This is a genomic window from Micromonospora sp. NPDC002717 (genome assembly GCF_040295705.1).
Taxonomy (GTDB): Bacteria; Actinomycetota; Actinomycetes; order Mycobacteriales; family Micromonosporaceae; genus Micromonospora.
Map to the genome: position 1 here is coordinate 1 of NZ_JBEOVW010000044.1, position 18,990 is coordinate 18,990.

The following is an 18,990-nucleotide window of genomic DNA, read 5'->3' on the forward strand; positions in this document are numbered from 1 at the left end:
CATCCCACACACCCGACACATCCACCAACCCACCCCACCGCAACGGCAACTCCAAACCCACCACCCGACCCAAACCCCACACCGCCGCACCAGCGGAGAGGTCGCCCAGGGTCTCCGAGTCGTCCACCGCAACCGCACCGGAGGTGAGCCACCACAAGCGAGCGTCGACCGTCGCCACGGCCAGCGCCTGCGCCACGGTCATGGCCTCCACCACGCCCGCGCCGGCGAGCGAGATCAGCGAGACCAGGCCGGCGACCGGTCCACGGGTCTCCCGCGCCTCGGTCAGTTGGCGCGCGATGCGGTCACGGTCCCACTCGTCCAGCACCACCGGGACCACCTCGGCGCCCCGCGCCGACAGCCCGGCCAGCAGCGGGTGGTCCTCCTGGCCTGGGAGGATCAGCACCAACCACGTGCCGGTCAGGCCCGCACGCCCGGCCACCGCGGCCGGCCGCCACTCGACCCGGTACCGCCAGGAGTCCACGACGGACTGCTGCCGGGCGGCCCGCCGCCACTGCGCGAGCTTCGGCAGGACCTCGCTGAACGGCTCGTCCGCGTGGACGCCCAACTCGCCGCCGATCCGGTCGGGGTCGCCGGACTCCACGGCCGCCCAGAACCGCCCGTCGAGGGCATCGGCGTGGGCGTCCCGACGGGCCGAGGGCGCCGCCTCGGGCCAGTACCAGGTGTGGTCGAAGGCGTACGTGGGCAGGTCGACCACGCGCGGCCGGGCACCGGCCTGGCCGTGGTACGCCGCCCAGTCGACGGCGACGCCCGCGACCCACAACTGCCCGACGGCCGAGGTCAACGCGTCGACCTCCGCCTGGTCCCGCCGCGACGTCGGAATCCGCCGCACCACCCCGTCGCCGACGATCTCCGCCACCATCGCCGTCAACGTCGCGTCCGGGCCGACCTCCAGGAACGTGTCGACGCCCTGCTCCCGCAGCGCGGCCACCCCGTCGGCGAACCGCACCGCCTGCCGCACGTGCCGCACCCAGTAACCCGGATCCACCAGCTCCAGCGGATCCGCCACCGCGCCGGTCACGTTCGACACCACGGGCACTCGCGGCACCCGCCAGTCCAGCCCCGCCACCACCGAGGCGAACTCGTCCAACATCGGGTCCATGAGCCGCGAGTGGAACGCGTGACTGACCGACAGCTCCTTGACCCGCCAACCCCGCTCGCGAGAGGCCACCACCACCGAGGCGACCTCGTCGGCGGCACCCGATACCACCACCGACGCGGGACCGTTCACCGCCGCGACGTCCACCGCCGCACCGGTCTCCGCGATCAACTCGGCGACCGATTGCTCCGCAGCGCCGATCGCGGCCATCACCCCACCGGCCGGCAACGCCTGCATCAACCGACCCCGCGCCGCCACCAACGCACACGCATCCGGCAGCGACAGCATCCCCGCCACGTAGGCAGCAGTCACCTCACCGATCGAATGACCCGCCAGGAAATCCGCCCGCACACCCCACGACGACAGCAACTCCCACAACGCCACCTCAACCGCGAACAACCCCGCCTGCGCGAACACCGTCTGATCCAACAAACCGGCCTCGGAGCTGCCCGGCTCGGCAAACACCACCTCCCGCAGCGGACGCGGCGACAGGTCATCCAGATGCCCGCACACCTCGTCGAAGGCCGAGGCGAACACGGGGAACGCGTCGTACAGTTCACGGCCCATGCCGGCCCGCTGCGAACCCTGACCCGTGAACAACACCGCCCGACGACCCGCCGCCACCACACCCGAAGCCACCGACGACCGGCCCTCGGCGACAGCCGACAGGCCCGCCATCAACTCGTCCACGTCCGAGCCCCACACCACCGCACGGTGCTCCAACGCCGCACGCGACGTCGCCAACGACCACGACACATCCGACACCGCGAGGTCGGAGCGGCCCCGCACGAACGACACCAACCGCGCCGCCTGACCCGACAGACCCCGCTCCGACCGCGCCGACACCACCCACGGCACCGGCACCCTCACCGGCACGACAGGCGCCGAAACGGAATCCGACCCGGCCAGGGACTCCACCGCCGCAGGTGCCGGCTCAAGCTCCAGCGCGGACTCCGGCTGCTCCAGGATCACGTGCGCGTTCGTGCCGGAGATGCCGAACGACGACACACCCGCGCGACGCGCACGCCCCACCGCCGGCCACTCACGCGGCCGCGTCACCAGCTCCACCGCACCCGACGACCAGTCCACATGCGACGACGGCGCGTCGACGTGCAACGACGCCGGCACCACCCCGGCCCGCATCGCCAGGATCATCTTGATGACGCCGGCCACGCCGGCCGCCGCCTGCGTGTGACCGATGTTCGACTTCACCGAGCCGAGGAGCAGCGGCGCAGCCTCGCCGCGGCCCTGCCCGTACGTGGCCAACAACGCCTGCGCCTCGATCGGGTCACCGAGCGTCGTGCCGGTGCCGTGCGCCTCGACGACGTCCACGTCCCCGGCCGACAACCCCGCCGACGCGAGCGCCTGCCGGATCACCCGCTGCTGCGACGGACCGTTCGGCGCCGTCAACCCGTTCGACGCACCGTCCTGGTTCACCGCCGTACCCCGCACCACCGCCAGCACCCGACGACCGTCCCGCCGCGCGTCCGACAGCCGCTGCACGACCAGGACGCCGACGCCCTCGCCCCACGCGGTGCCGTCCGCCGACTCGGCGAACGCCTTGCAGCGGCCGTCCGCCGACAGCCCGCCCTGGCGGGAGAACTCGATGAAGGCGCCGGGAGTCGCCATCACCGTCACACCGCCGGCCAGCGCCAGGTCGCACTCGCCGGACCGCAGCGCCTGCGCGGCCAGGTGCAGCGCCACCAACGACGACGAACACGCGGTGTCCACGGTCACCGCCGGCCCCTCGAAACCGAACGAGTACGCCACCCGGCCCGACAGCACGCTCGCCGAGGCACCGGTCGCGCCGAACCCGGCGAGGGACTCGCCGGCCTGACGCACGACGGTCTCGTAGTCCTGTCCGTTGGTGCCGGCGAACACCCCGACGCGGCTGCCGCGCAGCGCGAGGGGTTCGATCCGGGCGTCCTCGAACGCCTCCCAGGTGACCTCCAGCAGCAGCCGCTGCTGCGGGTCCATGGCGAGGGCCTCACGGGGCGAGATCCCGAAGAACTCCGCGTCGAAGCCGCCCGCGTCGGCCAGGAAGGCTCCTCGGGTGACGTAGGAGTGGCCGTTCCCCTCGGAGCCGGGGTCGGCCAGCGACTCCAGGTCCCAGTGCCGGTTCGTCGGGAATCCGGACATCGCGTCGACGCCGGCCGTCAGCAGCTCCCAGAGCCCGTCCGGGGACTCGGCTCCGGCGGGGAACCGGCAGCCCATGCCGACGATGACGATCGGGTCGTCGCCCACGACGGGGCCGGTCGACGCGGTGGCGCCGGGAAGGGCCTGCCCGCCGAGCAGCTCGGCGTGGATGTGCCCGGCGAGGACGGTCGAGTTCGGGTAGTCGAACGCGAGCGTGCTCGGCAGCGCGAGGCCGGTGGCCGCGTCGAGCCGGTTGCGCAGCTCGACCGCCGCCAGCGAGGTGAAGCCCAGGTCCTGGAACGCCCGATCCGGCGCCACCCGCTCGGCGGACTCGTGGCCCAGCACGGCGGCGACCTCGGCACGGACGAGCTCGCGGAGCGCGTGCATCTGCTCCGTGCCGGACATTCCGGACAGGCGAAGGCGCAGGTCGGCCGCCGGGGCGGGGGCGTCGGGGGCTGCCGCCGGACCGGCCGCGGCCAGCAGGTCCCGGACCAGCGGGGCGTGCCGTCGGCCGCCGGCGGCGGCCACCCGGGCCCAGTCGATGTCGGCCACCACGAGGTACGTCTCGTCGCGGTCGAGCGCCCGGGTGAGGGCCCGCACGGCCGTTTCCGGCGCCATCGCGCCGAACCCGGTGCGGCTCAGCCGCTGCTCGAACTCGCCGGCGCTCACGCCGCCGTCGGCCCACAGGCCCCAGGCGAGCGAGGTCCCCGGCAGCCCCTCCGCGCGACGCCGCTGCGCCAGGGCGTCGAGGAAGGCGTTGCCGGGCGCGTAGGTGGCCTGGCCGGCGGCACCCAGGAGACCGGCGAGCGAGGAGAAGAGGACGAACGCGGAGAGGTCCCTGCCCCGGGTCAACTCGTCCAGGTTGCGCGCGGCGTCGACCTTCGCCCGCAGCGCGGTGGCGAGCTGGTCGACGCTCACCGCGTCGACCACGTTGTCGTCGAGGGCGGCGGCGGTGTGCACGACCGCGGTCAGCGGAAGCTCGTCGGGGATCGAGTCGAGCAGGACCGCGAGCGCGGCCCGGTCGGCGACGTCGCAGGACGCGACGGTGATCCTGCTGCCGAGCGCGGTGAGTTCCTCGGCGAGGGCGGCGGCGCCGGGCGCCTCGGGACCGCGCCGGCTGACGAGCAGGAGGTGTTCGGCGCCATCGCCGGCCAGCGCACGGGCGACGTGGCCGCCGAGGGCGCCGGTGCCGCCGGTGATCAGCACGGTGCCGCGCGGCGTCCGGAAACGGTGTGGGCCGGCGTCGCGGTCCGTCGCGCGAACCAGCCTGCGGGCGTGGGCACCGGCCTGGCGCAGGGCGACCTCGTCCTCCCGGCCGGTGCCGCCGATCAGCGTACGGAGCCTGCGTACGACACCCTGGTCCGGCTGCTCGGGCAGGTCGACGAGCCCACCCCAGCGGTGCGGGTGCTCGGCCCGCAGCACGCTGCCGAAGCCCCACGCCATCGCCTGCACGGGGTCGACGTGCCGGTCGCGGGACCCGACGGAGACCGCGCCGCGGGTGGCGATCCAGAGTCGGGCGGCGACCCCGGCGTCCCCGAGCGCCTGGGCGAGCGCGACGGTGCCGGCGAGCCCGGCCGGAACGGAAGCGGCCCCGGCGTACGGCCGATCGTCGATCGCGAGGAGGGAGAGCACGGGCAGCGGGTCGCCGTCGCGGCCGGCCGACGCCTCGACGAGGTCGTGGGCGATGCGCTTGCGGTCGCAGGCGGCGTCGACCTCGACGACCCGCGCGCCGTCGACGCCGAGGGCGGTCACCCAGTCCGTCACGGCCGCGCCCGCGTCGGCCGGTACGACGAGCAGGAACTCGGTCGCCTCGGCACGGGCGGGCTCGTCCGTGAGCGGCTGCCACGCCACCCGGTAGCGCCACGAGTCGAGGGCGGCCGCGGCGTCCCGGCGACGTCGCCAGGTGGACAGCGCCGGTAGCACGGCCGCGAGCGGGGCGTCGGCGTCGACGGCCAGGCTCTCGGCGAGACTCGCGACGTCCTCCGCCTCAATGGCCCGCCAGAAGTCCTCGTCGGCAGCGGTACGCCCGGCGGCCGGGGGCCGGTAGGACCGCGTCGCCGCATTGATCCAGTAACGTCGATGATCGAAGGCGTACGTGGGCAGGTCGACCACGCGCGGCCGGGCACCGGCCTGGCCGTGGTACGCCGCCCAGTCCACCGCGGCACCCGCGACCCAGAGCTGCCCGACGGCCGAGGTCAGCGCGTCGACCTCCGCCTGGTCCCGCCGCGACGTCGGGATCCGCCGCACGTCGGCGACGATCTCCGCCACCATGGCGGTGAGGACGGCGTCCGGACCGACCTCCAGGAACGTGTCGACGCCCTGCTCCCGCAGCGCCGCCACCCCGTCGGCGAACCGCACCGCCTGCCGCACGTGCCGCACCCAGTAGCCCGGGTCGGTGACCTCCGCCGTGTCCGCGACCGCGCCGGTCACGTTCGACACGATCGGGATCCGGGGCGGCTGCCAGCCCAGCCCCGCCACGACGGACGCGAACTCGTCCAACATCGGATCCATCAACCGCGAGTGGAACGCGTGACTGACCGACAACTCCTTGACCCGCCAACCCCGCTCACGAGAGGTCGCCACCACCGAGGCGACCTCATCGGCGGCGCCCGAGACGACCACCGCCGCAGGACCGTTCACCGCCGCGACGTCCACCGCCGCACCCGACGCCTCGATGACCTCGCGCACCGCAGCCTCGGCCGCGCCGACCGCCGCCATCACCCCACCGGCCGGCAACGCCTGCATCAACCGACCCCGCGCCGCCACCAGGGCACACGCGTCCGGCAGCGACAGCATCCCCGCCACGTACGCGGCGGTCACCTCACCGATCGAATGACCCGCCAGGAAATCCGCCCGCACACCCCACGACGACAACAACTCCCACAACGCCACCTCAACCGCGAACAACCCCGCCTGCGCGAAGAAGGTTTGATCCAGCAGAGCGGCGTCCGCAGTGCCCAGCTCGGCGAACACCACCTCCCGCAGAGGACGCGGCAGATGCCGATCGATCTCCGCGCACACCGCGTCGAAGGACGCCGCGAAGACCGGGAACGCCTCGTACAGTTCACGGCCCATGCCGGCCCGCTGCGAACCCTGACCCGTGAACAGCACCGCCCGGCGACCCGCCGACACCACACCCGAAGCCACCGACGACCGGCCCTCGGCGACAGCCGACAGGCCCGCCATCAACTCGTCCACGTCCGAGCCCCACACCACCGCACGGTGCTCCAACGCCGCACGCGACGTCGCCAACGACCACGACACATCCGACACCGCGAGGTCGGACCGGTCCCGCACGAACGACGCCAACCGCGCCGCCTGACCCGCCAGGCCCCGCTCCGACCGCGCCGACACCACCCACGGCACCGGCACCCTCACCGGCACGACAGGCGCCCGGACGGGCTCCGGCTCGCCCTGCTCGATGATCACGTGGGCGTTGGTGCCGGAGATGCCGAACGAGGACACGCCCGCGCGGCGCGGACGCCCCACCGCCGGCCACTCACGCGCCCGCGTCACCAGCTCGACCGCACCCGACGACCAGTCCACGTGCGACGACGGCTCTTCGACGTGCAGCGACGCCGGGACCACCCCGTGCCGCATCGACAGGATCATCTTGATGACGCCGGCCACACCGGCCGCCGCCTGCGTGTGACCGATGTTCGACTTCACCGAACCCAGCAGCAGCGCGTCGTGGTCGTCCCGGTCCTGCCCGTACGTGGCGAGCAACGCCTGCGCCTCGATCGGGTCACCCAACGTCGTGCCCGTGCCGTGCGCCTCCACCGCGTCCACGTCCGCCACGGTCAGCCGGGCGTTCGCGAGGGCTTGGCGGATCACCCGCTGCTGCGACGGACCGTTCGGCGCCGTCAAACCGTTCGACGCACCGTCCTGGTTCACCGCCGTGCCACGCACCACGGCCAGGACCCGGCGGCCGTCCCGCCGCGCATCCGACAGCCGCTGCACCAGCAGCACGCCCACGCCCTCGGACCAGCCCGTGCCGTCCGCGTCGTCCGAGAACGACTTGCACCGGCCGTCGGGGGACATGCCCCGCTGGCGGGAGAAGTCGATGAACGTCTCGGGCGTCGCCATGACGGTGACGCCGCCGGCGAGGGCCAGGTCGCACTCGCCCGACCGCAGCGCCTGCACGGCCAGGTGCAGCGCCACCAACGACGACGAACACGCCGTGTCCACCGTCACCGCCGGCCCCTCGAAACCGAACGAGTACGCCACCCGGCCCGACAGCACGCTGCTCGCCGTGCCGACGCCGAGGTAGCCGTCGAGGGTCTCCGGCACGTCGGCCAGCCCGGCGGCGTGGTTGTGGTACATCATGCCGGCGAACACGCCGACGGGGCGGCCCCGCAGCGCGAGCGGGTCGATCCGGGCGTCCTCGATCGCCTCCCACGAGGTCTCCAGCAGCAGCCGCTGCTGCGGGTCCATGGCGAGGGCCTCGTGCGGCGAGATCTTGAACAGGTCGGCGTCGAAGTCACCGGCGTCGGCCAGGAAGCCGCCCTCGCGGGCGTAGCTGCTGCCCCGGCGCGTGCCGGACGGGTCGTACAGCTCGTCGAGGTCCCATCCCCGGTCGGCGGGGAAGTCGGTGATGCCGTCCCCACCGGCGGCGAGGAGGTCCCACAGCTGCTCCGGGGAGCGTACGCCGCCGGGGTAGCGGCAGCTCATCCCGACGATCGCGATCGGCTCGTCGAGCGCCGCGACGGTGGCGACCGCCGCCGGCAGCGGGTCGGCGTCCGCGCCGGTCTCGGCGTCCAGGTGGTCGGCCAGGGCGAGCGGCGTCGGGTGGTCGAACACCAGGGTCGCCGGCAGCCGCAGGCCGGTGACCGCACCCAGCCGGTTACGCAGCTCGACGGCGGTCAGCGAGTCGAAGCCCAGGTCGGTGAACGGACGCGCGGCCTCGACGGCGGACGCGTCGGCGTACCCCAGCACCGCCGCGACCTGGTCGAGGACGAGCCGCAGCAGGGCCGCGGCGCGCTCCTCGCGGTCGAGCCCGGCCAGCTGTCCGGTGAGGGCGGCGGTCCCGGCCGGGCCGGTCCGCGCGGCGCGGCGGCGGGGCGCCCGGACCAGCCCGCGCAGAACGGGCGGCAGGGTGCCCGCCTCGGCCTGGGTGCGCAGCGCCGGGCCGTCCAGCGTCATCGGCACCGCCACCGGCCGGCCGGTCAGCAGGGCGGCGTCGAAGAGGGCGAGGCCGTCCGCCTGCGGGAGGGGGCGCACGCCCGCGCGGGCCAGCCGGTCGGCGTCGGCCCGGTCGAGGCCGGCGGTCATGCCGCCGCCCGACTCGGCCCACGGCCCCCAGGCCAGGGAGAGCGCCGGGCGGCCGGCGGCCCGTCGCCGGTGGGCGAGCGCGTCGAGGTAGGCGTTGGCGGCGGCGTAGTTGGCCTGGCCGGGGCTGCCCGTCACGCCCGCCGCCGAGGAGTACGTGACGAAGAGGCCGAGGTCCAGGTCGGCGGTCAGCTCGTGCAGGTGCGCGGCGGCGTCCACCTTGGGCCGGAGCACCTCGGCGAGGGATTCGGCGGTGAGCGAGGTCAGGGTGCGGTCGGCGAGCACGCCGGCGGTGTGCACCACGCCGGTCAGCGGGTGGGCGGGGTCGATCCGGTCCAGCAGCGCGGCCAGGGCGTCCCGGTCGGCGGCGTCGCACGCCTCGACCGTCGCGGTCGCGCCCAGGTCGGCCAGCTCGGCGAGCAGGTCGGCGACGCCGTCCGCGTCGGCCCCACGCCGGCTGGTGAGCACCAGGTGGCGGACCCCGTGCCGGGTGACCAGGTGGCGGGCGGTCAGTGCGCCCAGGGCGCCGGTGCCGCCGGTGACCAGGACCGTGCCGTCCGGGTCCGGCGACGAGGCCGGGGCGTCGGATTCGGTGGCGGCGACGAGCCGGGGCACCCGGACCACGCCGTTCCGCACGGCCGCCTGCGGTTCCTCGGCGGACAGCAGGCCGGCGAGGGCGGCGGCGGAGCGGTCCGGGTCGTCGACGTCGACGAGCAGGAACCGGCCGGGGTGCTCGGCCTGCGCGGAGCGGAGCAGACCCCAGACGGCCGCGCCGGCCAGGTCCTCCACCTCGGCGGCGTCGTCCACGGCGACGGCACCGCGGGTGAGCACGACCAGCCGGGATCCGCCGGTGTGCGGCTCGGCGGCGAGCCAGCCCTGGAGCACGCCGAGGACCTCGGCGAGCAGGCCGTGGACCGGGTCGGGGCCGGTCGCGGCGGCACCGGCCACCGGGAACAGCACGACGTCGGGCACCCCGGCGTCGACCAGCGCGTCGAGGTCGGGGTGCCGGGCGGCGGCCACGCCGGACGGCAGTGGCGCGGGGCGGTCGCCGAGCACGGCCCAGGTCGTGTCGTCGGGCGCGCCGGCGCTGCCGGCGTGCCGGGGCCAGTCGAGGCGGAACAGCGAGCGACGCCAGGAGGGCCCGCCGGAGGACAGGTCTCCGGCCGGCAGGGGCCGCAGCACCAGGGACCCGATCCGGGCGACGGGCTCGCCGGCGGCGTCCGCGACCAGCATGGCCACCGTGTCCGGGCCGGTGGGGGTGAGCCGTACCCGCAGCGTGTCGGCGCCGTGGGCGGACAGCGTGACGGCGGACCAGGAGAACGGCAGCCGGGCCTGGCCGGGGTCGACGATGCCCAGCCCGACCGCCTGCACGGCGGCGTCGAGCAGCGCCGGGTGCAGCCCGTACCCGCCGGCCTCGCCGGCCGCCGGCTCGGGCAGCGCGACCTCGGCGTAGACGTCGGCGCCGAGCCGCCACGCGGCGCGCAGCCCGGAGAAGGTCGGGCCGTACGCGAATCCGGCGTCCGCCGCCCGGCCGGTCAGCTCGGACACGTCGAGGGCGGCGGCGCCGGCCGGCGGCCACGCCGTCAGCGGGGTCGCGTCCTCCCCCGGTCCCGGGGTGAGCAGGCCGGTGGCGTGCCGGACCCACAGGTCGTCGGTGCCGGAGCGGCGGGCGTGGACGGTGAGCTGCCACGCGTCGGTGCCGGCCCGTTCGGCGGCGACCTGCACGTCGACGCCGCCGGTCTCCGGCAGCACCAGCGGCGCCTCCAGGGTCAGCTCGGCGAGCCGGTCCGCGCCGACCTCCGCGCCGGCCCGCAACGCCAGCTCCACGACACCGGTGCCGGGGAAGAGCACCACGTCGCGTACGGCGTGCTCGGCCAGCCAGGGCTGGCTCTCCACCGACAGCCGGCCGGTGAGCGTCACCTCGTCGCCGTCGGCCGACCGGAACACCGCGCCGAGCAGCGGGTGGCCGGTCGGGGTCAGCCCGGCGGCGGTCACGTCGGCGGCCTGCGGCAGGGGCAGCAGCCAGTAGCGCTGGCGCTGGAACGCGTACGTCGGCAGGTCGACCGGCACGGGCGGGCCGTCGAACAGGGCGGCCCAGTCCACCGGCACGCCCCGGGCCCAGACGGTGGCGGCGGCGGCCAGCGCGGTCGCCGCCTCGTCGGAGTCGGCGCGCAGCACCGGGGCGCAGACCGCCTGGTCCGACCCGACGATCTCCTGGGTCAGCGCGGAGAGCACCCCGCCGGGGCCCACCTCGACGTACGCGCCCACGCCCAGCTCGCGCAGGGCGGTCACGGCCGCGTCGAAGCGGACCGTCTCCCGGACGTTGCGCAGCCAGTACGCCGGCGAGCCGACCTCGTCCGGGGTGAGCACCCCGCCGGTCACGGTGGAGACCACGGGGATCCGGGGGGCGGCGAAGGTCAACTGCCCGAGCACGTCGGCGAACGCGTCGAGCATCGGGTCCATCCGGGCGGAGTGGAACGCGTGGCTGACCCGCAGTCGCCTGGTCTGCCGGCCGAGGGCCGCGAAGTGTTCGGCGACCGCCAGCACGGCGTCCTCGTCGCCGGAGACGACGACGGACTCCGGGCCGTTGACGGCGGCCAGCCCCGCCCCGGCCGCCTCGTCGGCGGCCTCCAGGTGCTGGCGCACCTCGGCCTCGGTGGCGCGGACCGCCACCATCGCGCCGCCGGTGGGCAGCGCCTGCATCAGGCTGCCCCGGGCGGCGACCAGGCGGGCGGCGTCCGGCAGCGACAGCACGCCGGCGACGTGCGCGGCGGCCACCTCGCCGACCGAGTGCCCGGCCACGAAGTCGGGCACGACGCCCCAGGACTCGACGAGCCGGTAGGCGGCCACCTCGACGGCGAACAGCGCCGCCTGGGCGTAGCCGGTGCGGTCGAGCACGTCGGCGGGACCGTCGAGGACCTCGCGCAGGGGCCGGTCGAGGTGCCGGTCCAGTTCCGCGCAGGCGGCGTCGAAGGCCGCGGCGAAGACCGGGAAGGCGGCGGACAGCTGCCGGCCCATGCCGACCCGCTGGGCGCCCTGGCCGGTGCAGAGCACCGCGACGCGGGTGGGGCTGGCGACCCCGCGCCGCACGGACGCGGCCGGGACGCCATCGGCCAGCGCGGCGAGCCCGGCGACCAGCTCGTCCCGGTCGGTCCCGAGCAGCACGGCCCGGTGTTCGAGGGTGGACCGTCCGGCGGCCAGGGCCCGGCCCACCGCGGCCGGCGCGGCGTCGGGGTGGTCGGCGAGCCAGGAGCGCAGCCGGTCGGCCTGGGCGGTGAGCCCGGCGGCGCTGCGCGCGGAGACGACCCACGGCAGCGGGTCGGGTCCGGCGACGGCGTCGGTGCCGGCGGTCGGCTGCGGCGCGGGCGGGGCGGCCTCGACGATGACGTGGGCGTTCGTGCCGCTGACGCCGAAGGAGGAGACGCCGGCGCGCATCGGCCGGGACCCGCGTGGCCACGGGCGCGGCTCGCGGAGCAGGCTCACCGCGCCGGCCGACCAGTCGACGTGCGGGGACGGCTCGTCGACGTGCAGGGTCCTCGGCAGGACGCCGTGCCGCATCGCCATGACCATCTTGATCACGCCGGCGACGCCGGCCGCGGCCTGGGTGTGCCCGAGGTTGGACTTGATCGAGCCGAGCCACAGCGGCTGGTCGTCGGCCCGGTCCCGGCCGTACGTGGCGAGCAGCGCCTGCGCCTCGATGGGGTCGCCGAGGCGGGTGCCGGTGCCGTGGGCCTCCACCGCGTCCACGTCGGCCGGGGAGAGCCGCGCGTTGGCCAGCGCCTGGCGGATCACCCGCTGCTGCGACGGGCCGTGCGGCGCGGTGAGGCCGTTCGAGGCGCCGTCCTGGTTGACCGCGGTGCCGCGCACCACGGCGAGCACGGGGTGCCCGTTGCGGTGGGCGTCGGAGAGCCGTTCCAGCAGCAGCAGCCCGGCGCCCTCGCTCCAGCCGGTGCCGTCGGCGGCGGCGGCGAAGGACTTGCACCGCCCGTCCGGGGACAGGCCGCGCTGGCGGCTGAACCCGATGAACGTGTCGGGGCTGGACATGACGGTGACGCCGCCGGCCAGCGCGAGGGTGCACTCGCCGGAGCGCAGCGCCTGCACGGCGAGGTGCAGCGCCACCAGGGAGGACGAGCAGGCGGTGTCGACCGTCACCGCCGGGCCCTCGAACCCGAACGTGTAGGCGATCCGGCCGGAGACGACGCTGCCGTGGTTGCCGGTGCCGACGAAGGCCTCGACCTCCTCCGGCACGCCGTTCAGGCGGGACACGTAGTCGTGGTACATGACGCCGGTGAAGACGCCGGTGCGGCTGCCCTTGAGCGAGTCGGCGGCGATGCCGGCCCGTTCGACCGCCTCCCAGGCGACCTCCAGCAGCAGGCGCTGCTGCGGGTCCATCGCCAGGGCCTCGCGGGGGGAGATGCCGAAGAAACCGCCGTCGAACTCGCCGGCGTCGTGCAGGAAGCCACCCTCCCGGGTGTACGACTTGCCGTGCGCGTCCGGGTCGGGGTCGTAGAGGTTCTCCACGTCCCAGCCCCGGTCGGCCGGGAACTCCGTGACGGCGTCGGCGCCGGACTCGACCAACCGCCACAGCGCCTCGGGGCTGTGCACCCCGCCCGGGTAGCGACAGCTCATCCCCACGATCGCGATGGGCTCGTGGTTCTGCTCGTCGACGGCCCTCAGGCGTTCGCTGGTCTCGTGCAGGTCAGCGGTGACGCGCTTGAGGTACTCGCGGAGCTTGGCTTCGTTCGCCATCGGGGTGATCACCTGTCGCTAGGGGCAAGCGGCGGACTCGTGGTCAGGATCGGCCGAACTTCTGGTCGATGAAGTCGAACAGTTCGTCGTCCGAGGCATCGTCGATGGCCTGGCTGACGTCGGCCGGGCGGTCGGTGGCGTCGCTCCACCTGGTGACCAGCGCCCGGAGGCGAACCGCGACGGCGGTCCGCGTCTCGTCGTCGCCGGCCAGTCGTTCCAGCTCGTCCGGCCCGGTCGCGGCGAACGCGGCCTCCAGCCGGTCCAGCTCGGCCAGCAGGCTCGACGCGGGCGCGGGCGGCGCGGCGTCGGCCAGCAGGAAGTCGGCGAGCGCGGCGGGCGTGGGGCAGTCGAAGATCAGACTCGCCGGCAGCCGGATCCCGGTGGCGGCGGTCAGCCGGTTGCGCAGCTCCACGGCGGTCAGCGAGTCGAAGCCGAGGCCGGTGAACGTCTGCCCGGACGGGATGACGGTGGCCGGCGGGTAGCCGAGCACCTCGATGACCTGCGCCTTGACCAGTTCCTCCACCAGCCGACCGCGCTCGGCCTCCGGCGTGCCGGCGAGGCGTTGCGCGAAGGACGGCCCGCCGTCGCCACCGTCGTCGACGACGCGCCGCCGGGCCCGGACCAGGCCCCGCAGCGGCGCCGGAAGCTGACCGGTGTCGGACTGGCGGCGCAGCGCGGCGAGGTCGAGCAGCGCCGGCACCATCTGGGGGCGACCGCCGCGCAGGGCGGCGTCGAACAGGTGCAGCCCCTGGTCGGTGTCGAGCGGGCTGAGGCCGTTGCGGCTCATCCGTTGCCGCTGGGCGGCGTCGAGGGCGCCGGTCATCCCGCTGTCGGCGGCCCAGAGGCCCCAGGCCAGGGCGGTGGCGGCGAGGCCGGAGGCGCGCCGGTGGTGGGCGAGGCCGTCCAGGAACGCGTTCGCGGCAGCGTAGTTGCCCTGCCCGGGGCCGCCGAGGACGCCGGCGACGGACGAGAAGAGGACGAACATCGGGAGGTTCCGCCCCCGGGTCAGCTCGTGCAGGTGCCAGGCGGCGTCGGCCTTGGCGGCGAGCACCGTCGACATCCGCTCCGGGGTCAGCGCCGACACCACCGCGTCGTCGAGGACGCCGGCGGCGTGGACCACCCCGGTGAGCGGGTGCTCGGCGGGGATGTCGGCCAGCAGGGCGGCGACCGTGTCCCGGTCGGCCACGTCGCCGGCCACCAGCCGGGCCTGCGCGCCCAGCGCGGCCAACCCGGCCAGCAGTTCGGCCGCGCCGGGGGCGTCCGGCCCCCGACGGCTGACCAGCAGCAGGTGGCGCACCTTGTGCGCGGCGACCAGGTGTCGGGCCAGCAGGCCGCCGAGGGCGCCGGTGGCGCCGGTGACCAGAACCGTACCGTCGGGGTCGGGTTCGGCGCCCAACGCCGGGTCGAGGACGGCGGGCGTGAGCCGGGGCGCCAGCACCCGGTCGCCCCGGACCGCGAGCTGGGGTTCGCCGGTGGCGACCGCACGGGCCACCAGCTCGACCGTGCCGGCAGTCCCGTTGGGCTCCGGTCGCTGCGCCTCGTCGAGGTCGACGAGCACGAGACGGTCGGGGTGCTCCGCCTGGGCCGAGCGCAGCAGTCCCCAGACCGCGGCGCCGGGCAGGTCCGTCGCCCGGTCGGCGTCGTCGGCGGGGACGGAGCCCCGGGTCAGCACGACCAGCCGCCGGTCCGCCAGCCGGTCGTCGGCGAGCCAGCCCTGGACGGCGGTCAGCACGGCGGCGAGCCGCGTGCGGGTGGCGGCGGGGACGGGGGCACGCTCGTCGTCGGCGTACGCCGGAAGCAGCACCAGGTCCGGGTCGAGCCGGCCGGAGTCGACCGCCTCGGCCAGCTCGGCGAGCCCGATCGTGGTGAGGCCGGCCGGGCCGGACGGAGCGTCGCCGAGGAGCACCGCGCGGGCGGCCGCCGGGCCACCGAGCGGCACCGCCTGCCAGGCGACGTCGAACAGCGAGTCGACGCCCGCGCCGGCCCCGCGTACCTGGTCGGCGGTCACCGGGCGGGAGACCAGCGAGCCGATCCGGGCGACGGGGGCGCCGGCCGGATCGGCCAGGGTCAGGGTGACCCCGCCGCCGCTGCGCCGGGCGCGCACCCGCAGCGCGGTCGCGCCGACCGCCGCGAGGGTGACGCCGGTCCAGGCGAAGGGCAGGCGTACGCCGGACGCCTCCCCGTCCTCGTCGAGCAGGCCGACGACGTGCAGCGCCGCGTCGAGCAGGGCAGGGTGGATGCCGAAGCCGGTGACCTCGGTGCCGTCGGGCACCGCCACCTCGGCGCACACCTCGTCGTCGGTACGCCAGACCGCGCGCAGGCCGCGGAAGAGCGGGCCGTACTCGACGCCGAGGCGGGACAGCTCGGTGTAGATCGCGTCGACGGCGACGCCGTGGGCGGCGGTGGGCGGCCAGGGCGCCGGATCGGACGCGTCGGGCTGCGGTGCGGCGGGTGCGAGGACGCCCGTCGCGTGGCGCTCCCACTCCCCGTCGGGGTCGGCCGCCGGGCGGGAGTGGATGGTGACCGGTCGGCGTCCCTCGTCGTCCGCCGTCCCCAGCTTCACCTGCACCGCCCGCGCACCCTGCTCGGCGAGCGCCAGCGGCGCCTCCAGGGTCAGCTCGTCCAGCGCGTCGCAGCCGACCTGCGTGCCCGCGTGCAGGACCATCTCGACCAGGGCGGCGCCGGGCACCACCACCGAGTCCCAGACGACGTGTTCGGCGAGCCACGGGTGGGTCCGCGCGGACAGCTCGGTGCCGAAGACCCGTGCGTCGTCGTCGGCCACGCGTACGGCGGCGCCGAGCAGCGCGTGGTCGACGGCGCGGACGCCGAGGCCGGGTGCCCCCACGCCGTTGCTGGTGGTGGCGTTGAGCCAGTAGCGCTGGTGGTCGAAGGCGTACGTGGGCAGGTCGACCGTGCGGGGCCGGGCCCCGGTGCCGGCGAGGTACCCGGCCCAGTCGACGTGGCCGCCGGTGACGTACCGCTCGGCCAGGGCGGTGCGTAGCGTGCCGGCCTCGGAGTGACCGGCGCGCAGCGTGGCGGTGAACCGGACGTCGCCGGTCGCGTCGACGCAGTCCTGCGCCATCGCGGTCAGTACGGCGTCGGGGCCCACCTCCAGGAACTGTGTCACGTCCTGCTGGTGGAGGGTCCGCACCGCGTCGGCGAAGCGCACCGGCTGGCGTACGTGCCGCACCCAGTAACCCGGATCGGTGATCTCCCCGGCGTCGGCCACGGCCCCGGTCACGTTCGACACGATCGGGATCCGCGGCGCCTGCCAGCCCAGCCCTGCCACCACCGAGGCGAACTCGTCCAGCATCGGATCCATCAGGCGCGAGTGGAACGCGTGACTGACCGACAACTCCTTGACCCGCCACCCCCGCTCACGAGACGCCGCCACCACCGACGCCACCTCGCCGGCGGCACCCGACACCACCACCGACGCCGGACCGTTCACCGCCGCGACATCCACCGCCGCACCCGTGAGATCGATCAGCTCGACGACGAGGCCCTCCGACGCGCCGACCGCCGCCATCACCCCACCGGCCGGCAACGCCTGCATCAACCTGCCCCGCGCCGCCACCAACACACACGCATCGGTCAGGGAAAGCATCCCCGCCACATACGCGGCCGTCACCTCACCGATCGAGTGACCCGCCAGGAAGTCCGCCCGCACACCCCACGACGACAGCAACTCCCACAACGCCACCTCGACCGCGAACAACCCCGCCTGCGCGAACACCGTCTGATCCAACAAACCGGCCTCGGGACTGCCCGGCTCGGCAAACACCACCTCACGCAACGGACGCGGCAGATGCGGATCGATCTCTCCACACACCGCGTCGAAAGACGCCGCGAACACCGGAAACACGTCGTGCAACTCACGACCCATGCCGACGCGCTGCGAACCCTGACCCGTGAACAACACCGCCCGACGACCCGCCGACACCACACCCGACACCGCCGGCCGGCCCTCAGCCACAGCCGACAGGCCGGCCACCAGCTCGTCGGCGTCCAAGCCCCACACCACCGCCCGGTGCTCCAACGCCGCCCGCGACGTCGCCAACGACCAGGACACGTCGGCCACCGCGAGGTCGGACCGGCCCCCCACGAACGACGCCAACCGCGCCGCCTGACCCGCCAGGCCCCGCTCCGACCGCGCCGACACCACCCACGGCACCGGCAACCCCGCGAGCGCGTGCCCGGCATCTGCCGGGACGGACCCCGGCTCCGCTGCGACCTCGGGATCGGCGTCGGGCTCCGGCTGCTCCAGGATCACGTGCGCGTTCGTGCCGGAGATGCCGAACGAGGACACGCCCGCGCGCCGTGGGCGCTCCACACTGGGCCACGCCCGGGACTCGGTCACCAGCTCGACCGCACCCGACGACCAGTCCACGTGGGACGACGGCGCGTCGACGTGCAGGGTCGCCGGGACCACGCCCGCCCGCATCGCCGAGATCATCTTGATTACGCCCGCGACTCCGGCGGCGGCCTGCGTGTGGCCGATGTTCGACTTCACCGATCCGAGCAGCAGCGGCTCGTCCCGGCCCTGCCCGTACGTCGCCAGCAACGCCTGCGCCTCGATCGGATCACCCAACGTGGTGCCCGTACCGTGCGCCTCCACCACATCCACGTCACCCGCCGACAACCCCGCCGACGCCAACGCCTGCCGGATCACCCGCTGCTGCGACGGGCCGTTCGGCGCGGTCAGGCCGTTCGACGCACCGTCCTGGTTCACCGCCGTACCCCGCACCACCGCCAGCACCCGACGACCGTCCCGCCGCGCGTCCGACAACCGCTGCACCAGCAGCACGCCCACGCCCTCGGCGAGCGCCGTGCCGTCCGCCGCGTCGGCGAACGCCCGGCACCGGGCCACCGGCGAGAGGTTGCCCTGCCGGGTGAAGTCGACGAACACCGCCGGGGTGGGCATCACGGTCACGCCACCGGCCAGCGCCAGGTCGCACTCGCCCGACCGCAGCGCCTGCACGGCCAGGTGCAGCGCCACCAGCGACGACGAACACGCCGTGTCCACCGTCACCGCCGGCCCCTCGAAACCGAACGAGTACGCCACCCGGCCGGAGGCGATGCTGCCGGCGTTCCCGAGGCCCAGGTAGTCCTCCACCCCCGCAGGTGGCGTCTCCGGTGGGTGGGCGTAACCGTTGTGGGTCATGCCGGCGAAGACGCCGACGCGGGCGCCCTTCAGGCTGGTGGGGTCGATGCCCGCGGACTCGACCGCCTCCCAGGACGTCTCCAGCAGCAGCCGCTGCTGCGGGTCCATGGCGAGGGCCTCACGCGGCGAGACCCCGAACAGCCGGGGGTCGAACTCGGCGGCGTCGGGCAGGAAGCCGCCCTCCCGCACGGAGGAGGTGCCCGGCCGGGACCGCCCAGGGTCGTAGAGGGCGTCCAGGTCCCAGCCACGGTCGGTGGGGAAGGAGTCGATGGCGTCCCCGCCGGCCGCGACGAGGTCCCACAGCTCCTCGGCCGTCCGCACCCCGCCGGGGAACCGGCAGCCGGTGCCGACGATCGCGATCGGCTGCTGCGCGTCGGCCTCGACGTCACGGAGCCGTTGCCGGGTCCGCCGCAGATCGGCAGTGACTCTCTTCAGGTACTCCCGGAGCTTGTCTTCGGTGTCCATCAACCCAGCCCATCGCGATGCACGGCGGAGACTCGACGTAAGCGACGGTACGAATGCGCAGAAGTCTCAGGCGACACCTGTATCTGTCGTT

At 75.2% G+C, this 18,990-nt stretch carries 2 protein-coding genes; both read right to left on the reverse strand.

The features are described from left to right. Nucleotides 1-13,270: type I polyketide synthase (locus ABT006_RS32760; RefSeq protein ID WP_350712355.1), on the reverse strand; the 13,270-nt coding region annotated here is incomplete at its 3' end. 43 nt (nt 13,271-13,313) lie between these two features. Next, nucleotides 13,314-18,902, reverse strand: a complete 5,589-nt coding sequence (locus ABT006_RS32765) for a type I polyketide synthase (protein WP_502891048.1) — start codon at nt 18,900-18,902, stop codon at nt 13,314-13,316. Nucleotides 18,903-18,990: the final 88 nt, after the last annotated feature.